The 18,561-nt window shown below is 55.2% G+C and carries 15 protein-coding genes and 1 pseudogene; 10 read left to right on the top strand and 6 right to left on the bottom strand.

The window, feature by feature from the left end; translation table 11 throughout:
• The first annotated feature begins 442 nt into the window (after positions 1–442).
• From RMSM_RS39785 to RMSM_RS12030, 4 genes are all read left to right on the top strand, one after another.
• Positions 443–2,833 (top strand): acyl-CoA thioester hydrolase/BAAT C-terminal domain-containing protein, encoded by a 2,391-nt coding sequence (locus tag RMSM_RS39785; protein ID WP_144057583.1) that lies wholly within the window; start codon positions 443–445, stop codon positions 2,831–2,833.
• Positions 2,834–3,072: 239 nt separating this feature from the next.
• On the top strand, positions 3,073–3,369 hold the full coding sequence (locus RMSM_RS12040) for a BON domain-containing protein (protein ID WP_008696009.1): 297 nt from the start codon (positions 3,073–3,075) through the stop codon (positions 3,367–3,369).
• 302 nt (positions 3,370–3,671) lie between these two features.
• Entirely contained in the window at positions 3,672–4,622 is a 951-nt protein-coding gene (locus tag RMSM_RS12035) for an aldo/keto reductase (RefSeq protein WP_008696007.1), read from the top strand.
• A gap of 69 nt (positions 4,623–4,691) precedes the next feature.
• Entirely contained in the window at positions 4,692–5,507 is an 816-nt protein-coding gene (locus RMSM_RS12030) for a sugar phosphate isomerase/epimerase family protein (RefSeq protein WP_008696005.1), read from the top strand.
• Here the strand turns inward: RMSM_RS12030 and RMSM_RS12025 are convergent.
• Positions 5,504–5,767, bottom strand: coding sequence for a FliM/FliN family flagellar motor switch protein (locus RMSM_RS12025; RefSeq protein WP_008696003.1), 264 nt, complete (start codon positions 5,765–5,767; stop codon positions 5,504–5,506). The two genes, RMSM_RS12030 and RMSM_RS12025, sit on opposite strands and share 4 nt — an antisense overlap.
• Before the next feature lie 299 nt (positions 5,768–6,066).
• On the opposite strand from RMSM_RS12025, the gene RMSM_RS12020 reads away from it, so the two are divergent.
• A complete protein-coding gene (locus RMSM_RS12020) occupies positions 6,067–6,843 on the top strand; it encodes an NRDE family protein (RefSeq protein ID WP_008696001.1) in 777 nt (258 codons plus the stop codon).
• Positions 6,844–6,961: 118 nt separating this feature from the next.
• Here the strand turns inward: RMSM_RS12020 and RMSM_RS12015 are convergent, their stop codons facing one another.
• The 5 genes from RMSM_RS12015 to RMSM_RS11995 form a co-directional block, all read right to left on the bottom strand.
• Positions 6,962–7,261, bottom strand: a complete 300-nt coding sequence (locus RMSM_RS12015) for a hypothetical protein (protein WP_008695999.1) — start codon at positions 7,259–7,261, stop codon at positions 6,962–6,964.
• Between the two features lie 282 nt (positions 7,262–7,543).
• The gene (locus tag RMSM_RS12010) at positions 7,544–8,146 is read right to left on the bottom strand and encodes a peptide chain release factor-like protein (protein WP_008695996.1); all 603 of its coding nucleotides are present in this window, start codon (positions 8,144–8,146) and stop codon (positions 7,544–7,546) included.
• Positions 8,133–10,181, bottom strand: a complete 2,049-nt coding sequence (locus RMSM_RS12005) for a site-2 protease family protein (protein ID WP_144057582.1) — start codon at positions 10,179–10,181, stop codon at positions 8,133–8,135. The genes RMSM_RS12010 and RMSM_RS12005 overlap by 14 nt, the downstream gene beginning before the upstream one ends.
• Positions 10,182–10,318: 137 nt before the next feature.
• Entirely contained in the window at positions 10,319–11,287 is a 969-nt protein-coding gene (locus RMSM_RS12000; RefSeq protein WP_052031599.1) for an HlyD family secretion protein, read from the bottom strand.
• Positions 11,284–13,437: an efflux RND transporter periplasmic adaptor subunit gene (locus RMSM_RS11995; RefSeq protein ID WP_144057581.1), complete on the bottom strand. Its 2,154-nt coding sequence runs from the start codon at positions 13,435–13,437 to the stop codon at positions 11,284–11,286. Before RMSM_RS11995 ends, RMSM_RS12000 begins: the two co-directional genes overlap by 4 nt.
• A 475-nt stretch (positions 13,438–13,912) precedes the next feature.
• Between RMSM_RS11995 and RMSM_RS11990 the strand changes: the two genes are divergently transcribed.
• From RMSM_RS11990 to RMSM_RS11970, 5 genes and pseudogenes are all read left to right on the top strand, one after another.
• Positions 13,913–14,848 (top strand): AAA family ATPase, encoded by a 936-nt coding sequence (locus RMSM_RS11990; RefSeq protein ID WP_052031600.1) that lies wholly within the window; start codon positions 13,913–13,915, stop codon positions 14,846–14,848.
• Positions 14,849–15,256: 408 nt separating this feature from the next.
• Entirely contained in the window at positions 15,257–16,132 is an 876-nt protein-coding gene (locus tag RMSM_RS11985; protein WP_008695984.1) for a DUF58 domain-containing protein, read from the top strand.
• Positions 16,129–17,166 (top strand): BatD family protein, encoded by a 1,038-nt coding sequence (locus tag RMSM_RS11980; protein ID WP_040765945.1) that lies wholly within the window; start codon positions 16,129–16,131, stop codon positions 17,164–17,166. The genes RMSM_RS11985 and RMSM_RS11980 overlap by 4 nt, the downstream gene beginning before the upstream one ends.
• Positions 17,166–18,254 (top strand): vWA domain-containing protein, encoded by a 1,089-nt coding sequence (locus RMSM_RS11975; RefSeq protein WP_008695981.1) that lies wholly within the window; start codon positions 17,166–17,168, stop codon positions 18,252–18,254. Before RMSM_RS11980 ends, RMSM_RS11975 begins: the two co-directional genes overlap by 1 nt.
• 24 nt (positions 18,255–18,278) lie before the next feature.
• Positions 18,279–18,561, top strand: a pseudogene (locus RMSM_RS11970) (hypothetical protein); the annotation flags it as partial.

Genomic DNA, 18,561 nt, shown 5'->3' with positions numbered 1-18,561 from the left:
ATGATACCGAGCGGCACGAAATCAAAGGATTTCGTCCGGTCAATAGAATGTACCAGTCGCGGAATCTGTACCGGCCGTGGCTCGCTATCCTCCATTAATCGCCCCAGCTACCGATCCAGCCCAAATTCCGGCAAAACGTGCTACACGATTACGGTTACCCCTATCTGTTGGCTCATTTCAGTAGGCTCATCTGCCATCGGATCGGATCATTGTCATTCTAATCAGCCGATCAACCAGCCGCGTGGTGCCATTTGGGTGAAGCCTATTGGCAGGGTGAATGACATTGGCGATCGTGTCCCCGCCCGCAGTGCGGATCCAGTAAACTCTGTATTCCTGCCGTGCCGTCGCAGTCGGCATTCCCGATTGCCCTGCAATTACCCTATGGCGACGCCCCACCAGCACACCCACCCCACCCCCCCCACCCTGCCGAAAAATATCTGTAATGACAATGCCTTGGACACCACCGCCATTGGCGTGGAAAACCACGTTTTGGATGCTCGTCAGTCCCGCGATCGTTTTTGCCGCTGACCGAAGCGATCCCGCAACCGTCCCGTTTACCATCGAACCCACCGTGGCGATGCAAGGCTACGATGGCGAGCAGTGCTGGGTGCACGCTCGAGCCGGGGCGATTCCGGCGAAGGACTCCACCCGGCAGCCGTCAGTCGTGATGACGATGCAAAAATTACTGCTCAGCGGATCGGACGTTTTCTATCCACTGCACCAAACTCGCTCAGAAAACCTTGGGAACACTTGGAGCGATCCGGTCGAATTGAATGCATTTGCACGACAACGTGTCACCGCCGACCTATCGGCCCCGCTTCCCGGCGGTGCGTCGAAAGCGCCGGAATTGGTTCGTGCCGGCGATGAGACCACCGTTTGCGACTTTACCCCCAAATGGCATGCGGCTAGCCAGCGATTGCTGGGGATCGGGCAAACGGTTTGGTATCGCAACAATCGGGTCATGCACGCGTCGCCTCGCGGCATTGCATACGCCGTCTTCGATCCCTCCAAAAACCAGTGGGCCGATTGGCAAATGGTAAAAATGCCAGCGGATGCCAAATTCACCAATGCCGGAGCCGGCAGCGTCCAGCGCGTTGACCTGCCCGGCGGTGAGGTGCTGCTGCCGATCTCGTTCCGGGATCCGACTCAGTCGCAATACTCGGTCACCATCGTTCGCTGCCGTTTTGATGGCCATACGTTGCAGTATGTTGAACATGGTGACGAGTTAACAATTCCTGTGAAACGGGGGCTGTACGAACCGTCGTTGACTCAGTTTCGTGGTCGCTTTTACCTAACGATGCGGAACGATGACCACGGTTACGTTTGCACAAGTGACGATGGACTGCATTTTGAAACGCCTCGCCGCTGGACATTCGATGATGGTAACGATCTCGGCAATTACAACACACAGCAGCACTGGGTAACGCACAGCGAAGGATTGTTTCTGGTTTACACGCGGCGGGGTGCAAACAATGACCACGTATTTCGGCATCGTGCGCCGCTGTTTATCGCCCAGGTGGATCCCGAAACCTTGCAGGTGATTCGCGCTAGCGAGCGAGTGGTTGTTCCCGAGCACGGTGCGCGGCTAGGAAATTTTGCCGTCACCGAAGTATCCCCCACTGAAACGTGGATAACGGTCACCGAATGGATGCAGCCCGCCGGAGTCGAGAAACATGGCAGCGACAATCGTGTCTATGTCAGCAAGTTGAAATGGGATCGCCCTAATCTTGCATGGCTGGGCGAAAGCACGGCGGCATCGGATTCCCAAACGACCTTCGATACGGCCTCCAAAACGATCGCCCCCTACTTTTCTCCGCCACGAAAGTTCGCAAACGATTTCGACGATTACCCTTCACCGCTAGTCTTCGAGAACGGTTCGCAGGTCAAGACTCTCGAGGACTGGAAACGTCGTCGCGGAGAGATTTTGGCCAAATGGAGATCGATGTTGGGCGAATGGCCACCGCTGATCACCCAGCCCGAGGTGGAAACGCTGAACACGCAGCAACGTGAGAATTTCACCCAGCACCAGATTCGGTTTCAGTGGACTCCGAACGAAAAAACCACTGGGTATTTGTTGGTTCCCGACGGCGAGGGGCCTCATCCGGCGGTTGTCACGGTGTTTTATGAACCCGAAACCGCGATCGGGCAAGGGACAGCGAATCGTGATTTCGCGTTGCAGCTTGCCCGCCGCGGATTCGTAACGCTATCGATCGGCACGACCGAGGCAACTGCAGCCAAAACGTACTCGCTGTATCACCCCAGCATCGAGGACGCAAAAATCCAGCCTTTATCGATGTTGGCTTACGCTGCGGCCAACGCTTGGCACGTCTTGGCAAATCACCCCGAGGTGGATTCGCAGCGAATCGGCATCGTGGGACATTCCTTTGGTGGCAAGTGGGCGATGTTTGCATCGTGTTTGTTTGACAAATTTGCCTGTGCCGCTTGGTCCGACCCTGGCATCGTGTTTGATGACAACCGACCGAGCGTCAATTACTGGGAACCATGGTACCTCGGGTATCACCCCAAACCGTGGCGGGCGCGTGGATTGATCCGCGACGACAATCCAGCACGAGGCCTCTATCCCAAACTTGTCGCCGACGGTCACGACCTGCATGAACTCCATACGTTGATGGCGCCGCGCCCCTTTCTTGTTTCCGCTGGTTCCGAAGATCCGCTTTCGCGTTGGCAGCCACTGAATCACAGCGTTGCGGTCAATGCAATCCTCGGTCACCACGAACGTGTTGCAATGACGAATCGTCCCGATCACTCGCCCAACGATTCATCCAACGAAGTGATCTACGCGTTTTTTGCGCACTTCTTGCAACGCCATTAACGCCGTTTGGCAACGATCGTTTACGTGGTGCCCCCATTACGCTACGGAAAAGCGAAGGGTATGCAACCACGATGTAACCGCTTGTTTTTCAAGAACAGACCATTGCACAAAATCAGCGGGTGCGTGAGAATCAAGCTTAACTTTGCGAGGCTTGATTCCTTGCAACTCTCGATGCGACAACATGTCGTCCCACCATTCAATTGCCTCTTTTATTTGATCGCATTCAAAGGACTGATTTCATGCTGCATTTGCCAGGCGAGCCCGCGGTTGCCGAAAAGCCGATGGTTGTGCAAAAGCCAGTAAACGACTCGGTGAACAACGAGATTGATCAACTGCGTCGCGACATCTTATGCAAATTCGAAGCGAGCAGCTATCGCCAACTTCGCGGCATTGATGTCACAGTGGGTGACATCGGAGCCGTGGAACTTCGCGGTGAGATGGAAAGCTATTACTTGCGACAAATGGCTTATCAGACGGCGATCGAGACTCCCGGCGTGGACAAGGTCACCGATCGCATCACCGTCCGCTCGTGCTAAACAGGTAGGCGGGAAGGATAGGGTGAAATCCCGTTCGCCGTTTGGACGCTAGGCCCAGTTGAATGCCGGAACCGGGGCTAGCGGCTAATACACGGAAAGCCTAGCTGCGATCGTGACGGCGGAACGCGAGCGGCCCCGTGGCCCGACCGACTGCCGGTGTCTGACTTATGACAGACTGCGACTGATTTGAAACATTTCAGACTGTTTTTTGCTGTCGACCGCCACTCCTCACAGTCGCGGTGGATGTGTTAGGTTGGGTTGGCGAATAAGTCACTTTCCAAACTCACCTGAAACCCAATCCGATGGCAATGCAGCGACGACCTCTTGGCAATACCGGCCTGACTCTTCCCGTCCTTGGTTTCGGCGCGTCGTCGATCGGTGCCGAATTTCGCCAAGTCGATGTGGGCGAGGCACTCAAAGCAGTGCATGTTGCGTTAGATCGCGGGATGAATTACATCGACACCGCAGCCTACTATGGTCGCGGGATGAGCGAGATCATGCTCGGCCGGCTATTGCCCGATGTGCCACGTGATTCGTATCTACTGAGCACCAAGCTAGGTCGCTTTGCACCGCAGCATTTCGATTTCAGCGCCAAGCGGGTTGCTGAGAGTATCGACATTTCGCTCGAACGGATGCGAATCGATCACATCGATATGGTGTTTTGTCACGACATTGAATTTGTCGACCTTGACCAAATTGTCAACGAAACAATTCCAGCGTTAAAAAAGGAAGTTGAAAAGGGCAAAGTGCGTTTCATTGGGGTCAGCGGTTACCCAATGAAAATCTTTTTGCAAATGCTCGAGCGATCCGATCTCGATGTAGTGCTGACCTACAATCACTACACGCTACAAAACGACATGGCGTTGGCATTAGTGGAACCGTGCAAAGAACAAGGGGTGGGATTGATCAACGCAGCACCGTTTTCGGCACGCTTGCTGACCAATGCCCCGCTGCCTGAATGGCACAAAGCCACGCCGGAGGTTCGTGAAGTCGCTGCAAAGGCGGCCGCACATTGCGCCGACCGCGGTACCGATATCGCCAAGTTGGCGCTTCAGTATTCGGTCGCAAACGAGAAATTCGCGAGTTGCGTCACGGGCTCGGCAAACCCCGACCGTGTCACACAGTGGTGTGATTGGTTGGACGAACCGATGGACGAAACCTCGGTTGCCGAAGTGCTCGAGATCCTCAAACCAATTCACAATTGGGTTTACGTCGAAGGTCGACCTGAAAACAACGACGGCCCTGCCGCCTAAAACGATCCCTCTTCTCTGTTCCGCCCCCGCTTTTCATCCACATCACCCTCTGTTTCTGAAAAAACTGCCATGAAATCCTGTATCACTATTAGTTTGGTCGAAGAAGCACGTGGTGGCCCTTTTGTCTTGTGGGACGGACTTGAAAAATCGATCGCGTTCGCAGGTGAACTGGGGTACGACGCCGTCGAAATCTTTGCTCCGGGAACCGACGCGATCGATGCCGATCAATTGTCGTCCTTGCTGGACAAGGCGGGTTTAAAACTTGCCGCCCTGGGAACCGGTGCCGGGTGGGTCAAGCACAAACTGCAACTCGCCGACGCGGATGCAGCCAAACGCGAACAGGCGAAAAAGTTTGTTCGCGACGTCATCGATTTAGCGGGTCAATTCGGCGCTTCCGCGATCATCGGATCGATGCAAGGACGCTCCGATGCTGTGGTCGATGCTCCGACCGCGCGCAAATACCTTTGCGAAGCACTCGAAGACGGCGGCAGCCACGCCGCCCAATACAACGTGCCGTTGATCTACGAACCGCTTAACCGTTACGAGACGAACCAGTGCTGTACGGTCGCCGACGGAGTCAAACTGCTCGATTCGCTGTCGACCAATAACGTCACGCTGCTCTGCGATTTGTTCCACATGAACATCGAAGAAGCTGATATTGCGGAAGCATTGATCTGTGGCGGCGAAAAAGTCGGACACATTCACTTTGTCGACAGCAATCGTCGCCCGGTGGGTTGCGGCCACATGCAATACGGCCGCATTATCGCCGCACTTCGCCAAATCAATTACCAGGGATACTTGTGTGCCGAAGCCTTCGCATGGCCGAATCCTGAAGAAGCAGCCCGGCAAACAATGCGAGCCTATAAGTACTGGACACAGAGTTAATCTTCTTCTTTACGAAGAATCTCACGAATCCGGATTCCGAATTTATCCCCAATTTTGATCGTTTCGCCGATCGCGATCGGCTGGTCGCCCGCTTCGAGCGTCAGCGGCTCGTCACAATGAGTGTCAAACGTTAACAATGACCCTTGCACGAGGTCGACAATCCGGCGAAGCGGCACCTTTTGCCTCGCCAGCGTGACGCTAACATTGGTGCGAATTGCCAAAACGGCCTTCGAATGAGGTGCCGAGGTATTGATATCCATACTTCGATCAGGGGGATTGAACGGTCAAAAAACAGTAAACAGGACTCACAACTGCCCTCGTCCCCTTCCTTATCGACCGTTTTGATCGCCAAAGATTGCCCAGAATTCCAGCTAGGAGGGCGGAATTCGTTGAATCAAGTTAATTTTTGATGGACACCCCTCACCAGGGGGTGTAGTGGCGGTGGTTGCGTAGATACATTGTTCTGTGCTGAGTCGACGGCCCAGATCGTTTTGGTCTTGGGTGTCTGGCGTCAGCCCGAGAATTCCCTCCAACCGATCTTTGAAAAGAAAGCTGCGAAATGTGCTTACTGGCCGTTCAGTATCGCTTGGTCCCCGAAAGTCCAATTTTGGTGGCCGCCAATCGCGAAGAATACTACAACCGCTCAAGCTTGCCGCCTTCAATCCAATCTGGCAAGCCCCGGGTTCTGTGCGGGATTGACCAGAAAGCAAGTGGGACGTGGCTGGGGGTAAACCAAAATGGTGTTTTCGTCGGCTTGTGTAACCGAGCGACATCGATGCCATTGTTTGGTCAGCGATCACGTGGTTTGCTTGCATTGGATCTGCTGCGTTGCACGACTGCGAACAAGGCGCTCGATAAGGCACACGCCGAGTTTGCCAAGACTCGCTACGAAGGCTGCAACATCATTATTGCAGACGCCAGCAACGGGTACGCGATTCACGCTGATGAACGCCAAGAGGTGGTCGAGCTCCGCGATGGATTGAACATCATCGGCGCCCGCAACCTGAACGATCCCGAAGATCAACGGGTCCAAATGGCACGTCGCTTGTTGACGTTGCAGACACTCGATTCGCCTGTGAAATTCTTGGCAGTCGCCAGCAAGGTTTTCGCTCGTGCCCCAGTCGGCCAAGGTCGTCCAAGCATGGTGATGCGAAATCCCGAATACGGAACGGTCAGCAGCTCGCTGATCGCGTTGGGCGTCAAACCTCGCGATGCGATCTACCAGTTCAGCAAAGGCGCACCGGACGAAGCCAAGTACGAAGACTTTTCGCCAATGCTGCGTGATATCCTCAGCCGAGGACTCCGCGAAGCTCGCACCAAGGCGAAAGCGACATAGGCAGCGTCTGTCTTAACAGGACATTGCTTAACCAAATGATCAAAACGGCTCGTCGTGAACAGGTTTCACTACGAGCCGTTTTCGTTTTTGCACGATGCGAAATGGCAACACGCAAGAATCAAGCCCCTAAACGCTCTCGCGCTTCGTTTGGATCGAGGCGAAAAAAACGCGAGACGCCATCGCCTGCTTCCACCCCAATCAACAAACATTTTTCTTGATTGCAAAGCAACGCGTCGATTTCGGTCAACAGTTCGCGCCGCGAGTCGCGGGCGGTTCCATAGAGACGAGCCACCGGCTGGGAATCGCAGGTGGTGATCAGCATGTACTTTGTCCCGAAGCCGTGTTTGTTCCAGCCTTCGCCATTCTTACTTTCCACGATCTCGTTCGGCTGACCGAACAGAGTTTCTAAAATTCCCATTCTCTAGTGCCTCCTGACTTGGCAACGTTGTTTTCGCATTCCCCGCGGATCTCTAGCGGTAGCACGTGCGAATTGTTCGACGCAAATCGAATCCCAACCCCTCGAAACCGAAGGTCGGATCAAGGACGCAGGATCATGCCGTTTGCTTAATCCGGCCTACCGAACTTGACGCCAGAAACCTTAGCTTATGCAAATTCATTCGCATGCAGCGGAATAAAATCGACCCAGCGCCCCCCAGCGATCCCGCGAACGATCGATCGGGTTGTGCCGATTAGTCCCACGCTACCGCAGCGGCAACCGTTCGTGGTGGTGACGTATCCGATTGACCAAAGCGAACGCCGGGGGCACCGATTGCAGCATGGTGACAATCGCACTGGTGCTGCATTTCCAGCGTTTGGCGACCAAGCTCGGTTGTCCACCTGTGGCGTGAAGGTCATTCAGCAGCAGTGCTAATACGGCGGGCTTGTCGACATTGCGTTCGTTCATCCGTTTGACGTTCCCGAGAAACCGCTCTCGAAACTCGGTCTCGAGATCCGGCACGGGCTGATCAAATACAGACGTCGTGCGAACTTCGATCGCCAACAAGTAGCGCAAACGCTCAAGTGCGACATCGCGGTTTTGGGCTTGGCTTCGCTTCTCGGTCGCCTCGGCTACGATTCCCGTAGGCCGGTGTAATAGGAATGCACCCGAGCTAGTCTTATTGCGGTGCTGGCCTCCTGGTCCACTTCGCCGCTGAGTCCTCAGTTCACAATCGTCCAGCAGTTTCTCGAGCGACAGCAAACAGGGGTGCGGGCCCGGGCTGACCTCGATCGGCAACCGCTGCGAAGGCTCGGGCATTTGAGCCATCGTCTCGCGGCGATCCTGATTCGAATTAGATTTGGCCACGAACAAACTCGCTGATCCAGTAAACAAGATCCGCAGCAATCGCACGTGATGGCAAACGAATGACCCCCGAGCACGTGGCGCCGAGTGAATCCATCATCTCGGCCGAATCGGAATTAGGCAAGGGGCACAGAATTTGATAGTTTGCCTCTTGGGTGATCGATTGCGAGTCAATTTCGATTGCGGACACCGATTGGATTTCGGTCGAAAACACTTCGGTCGATCCGTTCTGCAAATGGACGCAAATTTCGCTCCCCTTGATAATCTTGTCGTGGTCACGAGCATCGATACGAAAAATTGCCTGCCGCTGTCCCTGCGGACTGATCCGGCACCAAGGTTCCCGCGAATCGGCGAGGCCGCCCACTTGGCCAGCCATCCAGATCGAAGATGCATCACCGGTCGTTTCGGTGCGAGGGCTTGGCGGCAATATCGTCCCGGCAACCGGCGCAACGACATTGGTTTGATCAAGTCGCCTGTGGACATCGTTCAATAACATCTTCACCGAGTCTTCTGCCGCTTGCAGCGTCGCCCACTTTGTGGCCACCTGAGGGCGATCCAGTGCGCTGCGACGTGCAATGATGGTCTGCAATTCGGCTAGTCGCAATTCGCCATCAAGCCGGGCCTGTTCGATCAATTCGTAGCTGTTCGCCAGTGTGGCGAGCAACTGCTTCTCCCGAACGTGTTCTCCTACCTCAGTCGCCACCGTTTGGATTTGGCTGTCGGGTGGTAAAAACACGTTGACGGCGTCCGCCGCGTCAACGATCCCAACCACGTGACGGTATCGAGGAACGGGTATTAGCAGTACCGCGATCAGCATTCCTACCAGCGTTAACACCACGACGAAACGTCGCCACGAACGAACTCTCATCCAATGTCCCTCGCCTCGTAGAACAACATAAAGTGACTTGATTTGACGCAAAAGCATGGCGGTTGCTGCTAACGTCACTATCACCACCGCGACAAATCGCAAATGGATCGCGTCGGCCACGCTAAGCAGCAAGGTTGCAATCGCAATCAAAATTAGACTGCGATATCCCAACGATGCCGCGTGATAGATCGATAATGCAATGCCGCGGAAATCGTGGCGTCGGAAGCGTCCGTACGCAGCGCCGGCGATTCGGCTGGTCACGGTCGCTTGAAAACAGTCGCGGGCTTCACGCCGCAAATTGGTGCTTCGCACCCAATCCATCAAGACGAAATAACCATCATAGCGCATCAACGGATTGGCGTTAAACAGCACGGTGCTGACCCCACAGACGATCATCAAATTCATCGCCAGCAGCCGGATTGCGGGATCGTTCGCCGCACACCAAACAAACGTCGCGATCGCAGCGATGATCAACTCGACATAGATTCCCGCCAACATCACGGCCGCGCGGCGGATTGCCGAGGGCAACCGCCACACATCGGTCACATCACAATAGGGCGAAGGGACGCCACAAAACAAAAAGATCCCCACCGATTTGCTTCGCGCTCCCATCCGGCGACACATCACCGCATGGGCCAATTCATGAACGGTCTTGGTCGCCAAGAAGGTTGCGGCGATCAACAGCGAATGGGTTGCCGATAGAAAGTACGGCAAGTTCTGCAGTCCGTGAATCCATTGCGGGCTCCGCGAAATCGCCAACAATAACGCCGCGACAATCACCGCACTCCATAGCATGATCGCAATCGGAGCGAACAAGACTCCGCTGTATCCTGCCATCCAATTGGCGATCCCATCAATTGATCCGATCGGGATGCGAATTGCGAGCAAGGAAAAACGACGACTCGCAATACTTGAACGCGTTCGTGTCCAACCGGCTTGGTGAGCCTGTTTCCACAACATTGGGCCGGCGTCACGTCGACAAAGTTGTTGCCACGCTCGCTCGCTGATTCGCGAAAAACGGCCGCTGACATCGTCGATCACAAGCCGCGCGGCACGCTGTCCCTCGTCGATCCGAATCGAATCCAGATCGCTGCGAAGACTCGATCGCGGCGGCTCGGTAGCGGGCGTGCTGGACATAAAGTGATGCAGATGACTTAGGTAATGGAACAAGTTAGCGAAATATGGATTTAGTCGGAATTCAGATTGCGCTGGTGAGCCGTGGGCCGTGAGGCACCGGGTAATGAACAAGAAACCGGCCGCTTACGCGTCACGGCTCACAAAATTGACAAGCCGCTGAAAAAATGACACTAACGCAATCGTTCACTCGGTGACGACGTCGGAGTCGAGGCGTTTGCCGAGACCGGTTGGTTTGCATACACCTGCATCCGCACCTCGGTGCCGGGAACCAATTGCCATCGTGACGGATCATTTTCGTCGCGGCGATTGATGACCTCGGCATGCAATCGATAACGGGCATCTGCTAGGATTTGCGGATCAAGTGACAACACCGTGCCGCGTAATGTTCGCTCGACACCGCTGTGCGAATCGATCCAGTGGACGCTGATCGGTAATCCCTTACACTGCCCGGCGGGCAACGACTCTTGTCGCACCAGAGCGTGAATGTGCAACCGATCCAGGCGAGCAACGGTGGCGATCGCCTCACCCTTTTCAATCCACTCGCCGGGTGAACGGCTGATTTCCAACACCGTGCCGGCCAGGGGACTGGTGATTTCCAGATTGCGAAGCTGGTCGTCGAGCATCGCGACATCGGCCTCGCGCATTTCCACTTCGACTTGAGCTTCGACACGTCGCTTCTTAGCCAGTGCGACTTCCAATTCACCTCGTTCGACCGCTAATCGCAAGCGACGGAGATGGCTGAGCGGAATCGCACCGCTAACGTCATTATGGATCGAACGGTTCGAGTCGAGTTCGGCTTCGGCTTCGGCTAGTGCGGTTTCCGCGTATCGAAGTTCGACATCGTCCATGGCGGTACGGCGTGAATGATCCAGTCGCAACGTCGAAGCCCGATGGCGGATTTTCAGCGTGCGGTCATCCAACCGAGCGATCGTAGCATTGCGGTCGATCGGTTCATTCAATTTAACATTGACCGCGGCCACACGTCCCGATTCGACACTCGGCACGTGCACTTCCTCGGCAAAACGGACGACACAATCCGTGACTTCGATGGTGCTGTGTTCCGCGGCGAAACCGCTGCAAAGCGTTGTCAGACTTGCCAACACTGCAAGCCAACCGGATGCGAAAGGACGTATCTTCATGCTGCGTTTTCCGTGGTTTGGGAACCTGCCGACCAATACAAACCGATGGTGCTGCGAACCGACTCAAACGCGTCGTAGAACAACACTCCGATCGCGGGTTTGGTTTCACAGCGAAACAGGACTCGCACGGGCGATCCGGAGACCGGGCCCACACCAAACAGAGCACCGATATCGTCACCGTTTTCGATACGAAGAACTACCGCTTTGGTGTCGGTGTCGTCTTTGACATTGTGCGTTGAAGGACCAAATTGCTGGACGACGGCGGTGTGGTTGGGAGTCGCACTGCCATCGATGAGAACTGCGGTACGCAGCGTCTCGGATTGCAGCGACGAACGAACCGATGCGATTCGCGAAAGCGGCACGCGAGCATCGACCAACCAAGCGGTATTATCGCCGATCACCTCGAGCAACTTGTCGCCTCGGACCACCGGCCGACCGAGCAGACGTCGTCGGATTTGCCAACTATCCACCACGCCATCTTCGGTGGCACGCAGTACCAGCGAATCTTTGATACGAGTCAATATCTGCAACTGATCGTCGATTGCGTGCAGTTCTTCGGCAACCAAACTTCGCTCGCTCTGAATTTGTTCATTGCGATCGCTGCGATGCGATGCCGAATCCACCAGCGCCGTGGTGATGGCCGCTTGTTTCTGCAACAGCACGGCATGCCGTCCTAGCAGCGTCGTGATTTGTTTTTCGAGCTCAGGATCGTGCAACGTTAACAGAGCCTGCCCTCGCTGAACTCGGTCGCCGTGCGAGACATGAATTTGCTGAACAACCGCACTGCGCGACGCAAACAAGGACTGAATCTTTTCCGGTCTTAGCGTCCCGGGGGTGGTGACGACCATCGGCACCGGCAACAACGCTATGACCGCGATCAGTGTCAACATCATGATCGCAAACCCGCGTGCCAACCAATTTCCGCTGCGGCGACCACGGCTTTGGTTTGAAAACGACACCAACCACTGACCGCCGGGGATCGCTTCGATACTCTTTCGATGTCGAATCGCAAGTCCCGCGTGCTTCACCAACCGCTGCAGGTCATTAGCGATACTTTGGCATTCGACGCCCGAGTCTGTGCTGGCCAAGCCGACCAGACAAAGCGAATCACGAGCTTCCGAAGCGGCCACGACGCGAGGCAGCAGTGTCGCGGTGTTTTTCTCGTCCGAATCGTCGGATTCCAACACCACATAGGTGTCGGGAGTGTAAAAGGATTCCGACGTCGAAACCATTTGTTTCGCCGCCGCACCACGAAAATCAATTGTATTGACATAGCTGACCGCACTCAGTTCGGCCACGTCATTGCGAAGATAACAGAGCCCGACGCGATCAAATCCAAAAATATCCGAAGCGGCGTCGACCACTCTCGCTTCGATCTTTTCGCGACTCACTAATCCGTGGATCGAGGCAATCACTGCATCGACTTGTTCGGTTCGAAGCCGTCTGCGATGCAAATCGCGAAGCTGATCGCTGCGTAGAAACTCGCCAGCGAGATCGGCCATCTGAGCAACAAACCGCAAATAACCACGCTGCGTGGCCACTCCACATTCTTGTTCCAAGAATACTTCAAGCAAATACGACTCGCCCGTGCTGTCCGATTCGCACTCAATCGGAACCACGGCGGCAGGAAAGCGAGTGGGATTGGCTGGCACGTCGGGATCGGACGCGTCCGGAGTGGCCGGAACCACCACGGGCTGGGCCGCATCACTGACTTCTAACAGCATGCGATCGTGGGCGGTGATCGAGACCACAGGAATCGAGCGGTCCGTGATCTCTCCAATGCGGTGAACGACACTCATCTTCAGTGTCGCCGCGGCAAGGGAATCCAATTCTTCGGCGGGCCCCTCGCGATTTGAATCAGCAGACTCACGGGTATCGATTCGCCAGATCACGACACCTTCGGCAGCCATCGCGCGTAGGATACGATCTGCCAACATGCCAAAAAATTCAGCACGCGATCGCTCGCTGCGGACCGCCAAAGCGATCTCGCGAACCATCTCGGAAATTTCTCGCCGCGTTTCATCGACCAGCGATTCAGTGGCCCGGCTACTGCCGGGTGTGCGGTTGTGTGAGGGCGCAGCCGCATCTGGGCCGAGCGGCGAGCTCGCGGGCGAGAAAACGAATGGTGCGTCCGTCGTGGCCGAATTCACGAGATTGGCTTGGTTTGTGAACGGGTTGATTTGTGAACGGATTGATTTGTGAACGGGGAACGTCACGATGTCGCCCCGAGGCAACCATCGACAACAACTCAGGTACCAAAACCGAGCGGATCGAGCAATGTGAATCGCGAATTGACTGCAAATCGTCGACGCGGCGGCCTGACACGCTTGGGGCAATTTGCCCCGCGTTGATCGTGAACTGTTCCTGGGAAAGTTCGTAAAACCTGGCGTAGAACCGCCAAACCAAGCGGTTCATCGCCACTGGTATCCGATTTGCTACCTCAAAATTCATCTTGAAATTACGGCGTCATTTTCGTTACGGCGTTACCGCCACGTCTCCCAAATTCCCGCATCCTTGGAAAAACGAGAAATAATGTTTGAAGCTGATACCACGGACAAAACCAACGGCGGAAACCCAGAGGTGGACTCCCAACTGGTCGCGGAAATCCAACAGCATGGCGAACCGATGCAGCGATTGGCCAACGAGGTCGCCAAAACGTTGGTCGGCCAACAGGTACTCGTCCATCGCTTGCTGGTCGGACTGCTGACCGGCGGTCATTTGTTGATCGAAGGCGTACCGGGGCTCGCGAAAACCACTGCCGTGGCGACGTTGTCCAAAGCGATCCATGCCAATTTCCAGCGGTTGCAGTTCACCCCCGACCTGCTTCCCGCCGACTTGATCGGAACGCAAGTCTATCGGCCGGCCCAACAAGAATTTGTGGTCCAGAAAGGCCCGATCTTTGCCAATTTGATTTTGGCCGATGAAATCAACCGTGCTCCGGCAAAGGTGCAAAGTGCTCTGCTCGAAGCGATGCAGGACCGCCAAGTCACGATCGGCAATGAAACGTTCCCGCTGCCCGACCCGTTCCTGGTGATGGCAACCCAAAACCCGGTCGAGCAAGAAGGAACGTACCCGTTGCCCGAAGCTCAAATGGACCGTTTCATGATGAAAGTGGTCGTCGATTATCCGACTCGCGACGAAGAGCTCGAGATTCTCAGCCGGATGTCGAGAACACGTCGTGTGGACGAGGTCGTTGCAGTCACCACGCCCGAAGAGATCGTGCGAGCTCGCGATCTTGTCGACCAAGTCTTTGTCGATCAACGCATTGCCGAGTACATCGTCGATTTGGTGATGGCAACACGGAAGTGTGAGGTCTACGGTTTGCCGATCGCTCAGTGGATTCAGTTCGGAGCCTCACCACGTGCCACGATCAACTTGACATTGGCCGCCAAAGCAAACGCATTCCTGCATCGCCGAGCCTACGTCACGCCTCAAGACGTCAAAGACATCGCGATGGATGTGCTGCGTCACCGCGTGATGATCACGTATGAAGCCGAAGCGGAAGAGAAAACAAGTGAACACATCGTGCAGATGATTCTGGACGCCGTCGCGGTGCCTTAAACGCTAACCGCAGTGCAAATTGTTTTGAGAGCCGTGGACCGTAAGGCACCGGGTAATCGAGTAGACCGGAATTATGGGGTGAAATCCCATTCGCCGTTCGGGCGTTGGTGCCGGTTGAACGCCCTAACCGAGGCTAGAACGAAAACGGCTAATGTACTGAAAAACTGACACTTCTTGGTAATTACCACCACTGGTTCCCAGGCTCCAGCCTGGGAACCTAATGAGTTGCAGGCTCCCGCCTGCCGAGCGTGCAAAGACGAGGCGGGAGCCTCGACAGCAGTGCGTTCCCAGGCTGGAGCCTGAGGAACGAGCGTTTATGGGTGGCGTTCACCGAGAAGTGTTTAAAAACTCCTGTCTAACTGTTTACCTCCCAACTCCATTGACTGTCATTAAAGAGACCTACGAACTTTGATTCCTCCTGAAGTCCTCAAAAAGATTCGTCGGATTCAAATCCGCACCTCCCACATCGTCGACGATCTGCTTGCCGGCGGATGGCACTCGGCGTTTAAGGGAACCGGTATGGAATTCGAGGAAGTTCGGCCGTACGCGATAGGCGACGACGTTCGCAGCATCGACTGGAACGTGACCGCACGAGCGGACCAACCGTACGTCAAACTGTTTCGCGAAGAACGCGAGATGTCGGTGAAATTGTTGGTCGACATCAGCCCGTCGCAAGGATTTGGAACTCAATCACAAACCAAACGGGAACTGGTTGCCGAACTCGGTGCAACCTTGGCCTTTTCCGCCATCAAGAACAATGACAAGGTGGGTTTGACGCTGTTTTCGGATCGCGTAGAGAAATCGATTCCGCCACGCAAAGGCGCCCGCCACTGTTTGCGGCTGATTCGCGATCTGCTGTATTGCCAACCGGTGGGCAGCGGCACCAACCTGACTTCGGCGATCGAACATTTGAATCGAACGTCACACCGAAAGATGGTCGTTTTTCTGATCAGCGACTTTCAAGATACTCATAGTGAGAACACGCTAAAGGTCGCCCGTCGCCGGCATGAGATCATTCCCGTGGTCGTCCGTGACCAACGTGAAATGACGATGCCCAACATCGGTTTGGTCCGCTTGCGTGATTTGGAAACCGGCCAATTGGTCACGATGGACACCAGCAGTCGACGCGTACGACGCGCTTACGCCGATTCGGTGCAACAACATTTTGAAAACCTCGAAGCTTCGTTTCGTCGCATGCGAATGCCAGCGATCTATCTCGAAACCGGACAGGATTTTGTCCATCCACTGCAGCAGTACTTCTATCATCGAGAGAGGCAGCGGTGAACCGATTGAATGCCTTTAATACCCCACCCCATTTTCGCGTTGCGATCCTAGCCCGGACCGCGGTGTTCGCCGCTGCTCTGATTGTGGGACTCACGCGAATCGATGCCGCCGAGCAAGATCACGCAGTGGATGTCAACGCGTCGGTTGATCGGAACGACGCATTGCTGCTGGACCCGATCAAGTTGACCGTCACAGTGACGGCACCGGTGGATGCCGAAATCGAATTCCCGCCAACTCCCGAAACAATCGGCCCCTTTGACGTCGTCTCGGTCGACGATATGCCGTCGGTCCCAGTCCTAGACGACGCGGATTCGGCAACACGACGTTGGACGAGGCGAATGACGCTGGAAACGCTGGCGGTTGGCGAGCAAACGATTCCCGCAATCGAAATCCGCTATGTCCTACGAGACGCAGCGACGGCGGAATCAGGCCTGCTGCGTACCAAGCCGATTCCGATCCAAATCAATAGCGTGCTGTCGAGTGACGATACCCCTAAGGCGTTTCGACAGATGAAGCCGTCGTTACCGATCGAACCCGAAGCTAAAGCGACGCCAGTTCACTGGGGGATGATTGCCAGCGCACTTGTTGCATTCGCCTTGCTGGCAATCGCAATGAAACGGCGGAGGAAAAGAACAGTCACACCAAAGCAGTGGGCATCACGACGTGTGGCGGCACTCGAACTGCGTCAGCAAGCTAACGAGATTGATAACCGATCGGCGTATCTTGAACTCGCCGAGATCGCGCGTGATTATGTTATCGCTCGCGAAGGTTTGAACCCGTCGGTAATGACCACCGACGAGGTCACTCGCTATGTCACAAGCAAGTCGTCACTGCCAAGTGAAACTCAAAAACGCTTGGTGGCTTGGCTAGTGGATGCGGAACAAACCAAATTTGCACCTCCGCAGTTCGCGTCGACGGAAATGACTCGGAAAGTTCAAGAGGCGAAGAGTTTCGTCCATGAACTGCTGGAACGTTTGCCTGCGTCCAATAATTCGCCTGCGTCCGATAAATCGCGTAGCAAGGAGGACGTGTGATGTTTGAGAGTCCGTGGTTCTTATTGCTACTGGGGTTGGTGCCGCTACTTGGTTGGGGCATGTTTCGCCGACGCCAACCATGGTCGATTGGATTGAGTTCAACGCAATGCATCGCAGGAATTCGGCCAACGTGGCGTCAACGCCTCGCCTGGCTTCCCGATGTGCTGATGCTGTTGTCGCTCGTAGCGATGATCGTTGCCTTGGCGCGACCGCGAGTGGGCCGCGAGCAAACCGTGATCGATTCCGAAGGGATCGCGATGGAGATGGTCGTCGACCGCAGCGGCAGCATGCAGGCGATGGATTTTAAGATCGACGGTAACCACGTCGATCGCTTGACGGCAATCAAAAACGTAGCAGCCAACTTTGTCCAAGGCGACGAAGAGGAAGCGGATCAAAATGGCATCGCCGGACGTGCTAGCGACTTGATCGGTTTGATCACGTTCGCAGGCTTCGCGGACGCCATCACGCCACCCACGCTCGACCATGCATTTTTGCTTGCACAGCTTAATCGAGCTGAAATCGTGACACAGCGTCGCGAAGATGGGACCGCGATCGGCGATGCCATCAGCTTGGCGGTCGAGAAACTGCAATCACTGGAAACAGGTGAGGAAAATTCAGTCAAAAGCAAAGTCATCATCCTGATGACCGACGGCGAAAATACCGCAGGCGAGTTTGATCCGATCCAGGCCGCGGAGCTGGCCAAAACAATGGGAATCAAAATCTACACGATCGGCGTGGGTACCAAGGGACGGGCTCCGTTTCCGTCGCGGCATCCCTTTACCGGCGAAGCCACGGTGCAGTGGATGGACGTCAATATCGACGAAGACACGCTGCGAGAAATCGCGAAAACCACCGGTGCCGAATACTTCAGAGCTACCGACACCCAGTCACTCGAAGCGATCTATGAAGCGATCGACGAGCTGGAGAAAACTAAGATCGAATCGCACCAATTCACCGACTATCGCGAACTCGCAGTCCAATCCTTCACTTGGAACGCGATCACCTTTCCACCGATCGCACTCTGTGCATTGTTCTTGATCGCCGCCAGCGTGATGGTCAAGTATGTCCTGATTCGAGCGTGGGTTTAACGGCGGGAACAGAGGAATCAATCAATGGAAATTCAATACGGCAACCCTTTCGCACTGAATTGGCTATGGCTCGCACTGGCCTGCGTCGTTGTGATTGCCTGGGCTGCGGTACGAATGCGAGCCAATTTACGTCGCTTCGCCACCGCGAATTTTGCCTCGCAATTAGTGCCACCCCATCATCGATTGCGGATCGCTACACGCGCGGTGCTGTTGTTGCTGACGTTTTTGTTTCTGACGATTGCCTTGGTCGATATTCGCTGGGGCAAGGTTTGGCGTGAGGTGCCGCAAAAAGGGATCGAGGTGATGT

Source organism: Rhodopirellula maiorica SM1 (assembly GCF_000346295.1).
Taxonomy (GTDB): domain Bacteria; phylum Planctomycetota; class Planctomycetia; order Pirellulales; family Pirellulaceae; genus Novipirellula; species Novipirellula maiorica.
The sequence above is the reverse complement of the archived record's forward strand: the minus strand, read 5'-3'. Positions and strand labels throughout refer to the sequence as shown.

Bases quoted from the DNA above. Each gene is read 5' to 3' on its own strand.
- RMSM_RS11990 (WP_052031600.1), top strand. From the start codon at position 13,913: ATGCAGCGATTGGCCAACGAGGTCGCCAAAACGTTGGTCGGCCAACAG.
- RMSM_RS39785 (WP_144057583.1), top strand. From the start codon at position 443: ATGACAATGCCTTGGACACCACCGCCATTGGCGTGGAAAACCACGTTT.
- RMSM_RS12040 (WP_008696009.1), top strand. From the start codon at position 3,073: ATGCTGCATTTGCCAGGCGAGCCCGCGGTTGCCGAAAAGCCGATGGTT.
- RMSM_RS12015 (WP_008695999.1), bottom strand. From the start codon at position 7,261: ATGGGAATTTTAGAAACTCTGTTCGGTCAGCCGAACGAGATCGTGGAA.
- RMSM_RS12025 (WP_008696003.1), bottom strand. From the start codon at position 5,767: ATGGATATCAATACCTCGGCACCTCATTCGAAGGCCGTTTTGGCAATT.
- RMSM_RS11975 (WP_008695981.1), top strand. From the start codon at position 17,166: ATGTTTGAGAGTCCGTGGTTCTTATTGCTACTGGGGTTGGTGCCGCTA.
- RMSM_RS12020 (WP_008696001.1), top strand. From the start codon at position 6,067: ATGTGCTTACTGGCCGTTCAGTATCGCTTGGTCCCCGAAAGTCCAATT.
- RMSM_RS12030 (WP_008696005.1), top strand. From the start codon at position 4,692: ATGAAATCCTGTATCACTATTAGTTTGGTCGAAGAAGCACGTGGTGGC.
- RMSM_RS12000 (WP_052031599.1), bottom strand. From the start codon at position 11,287: ATGAAGATACGTCCTTTCGCATCCGGTTGGCTTGCAGTGTTGGCAAGT.
- RMSM_RS12035 (WP_008696007.1), top strand. From the start codon at position 3,672: ATGGCAATGCAGCGACGACCTCTTGGCAATACCGGCCTGACTCTTCCC.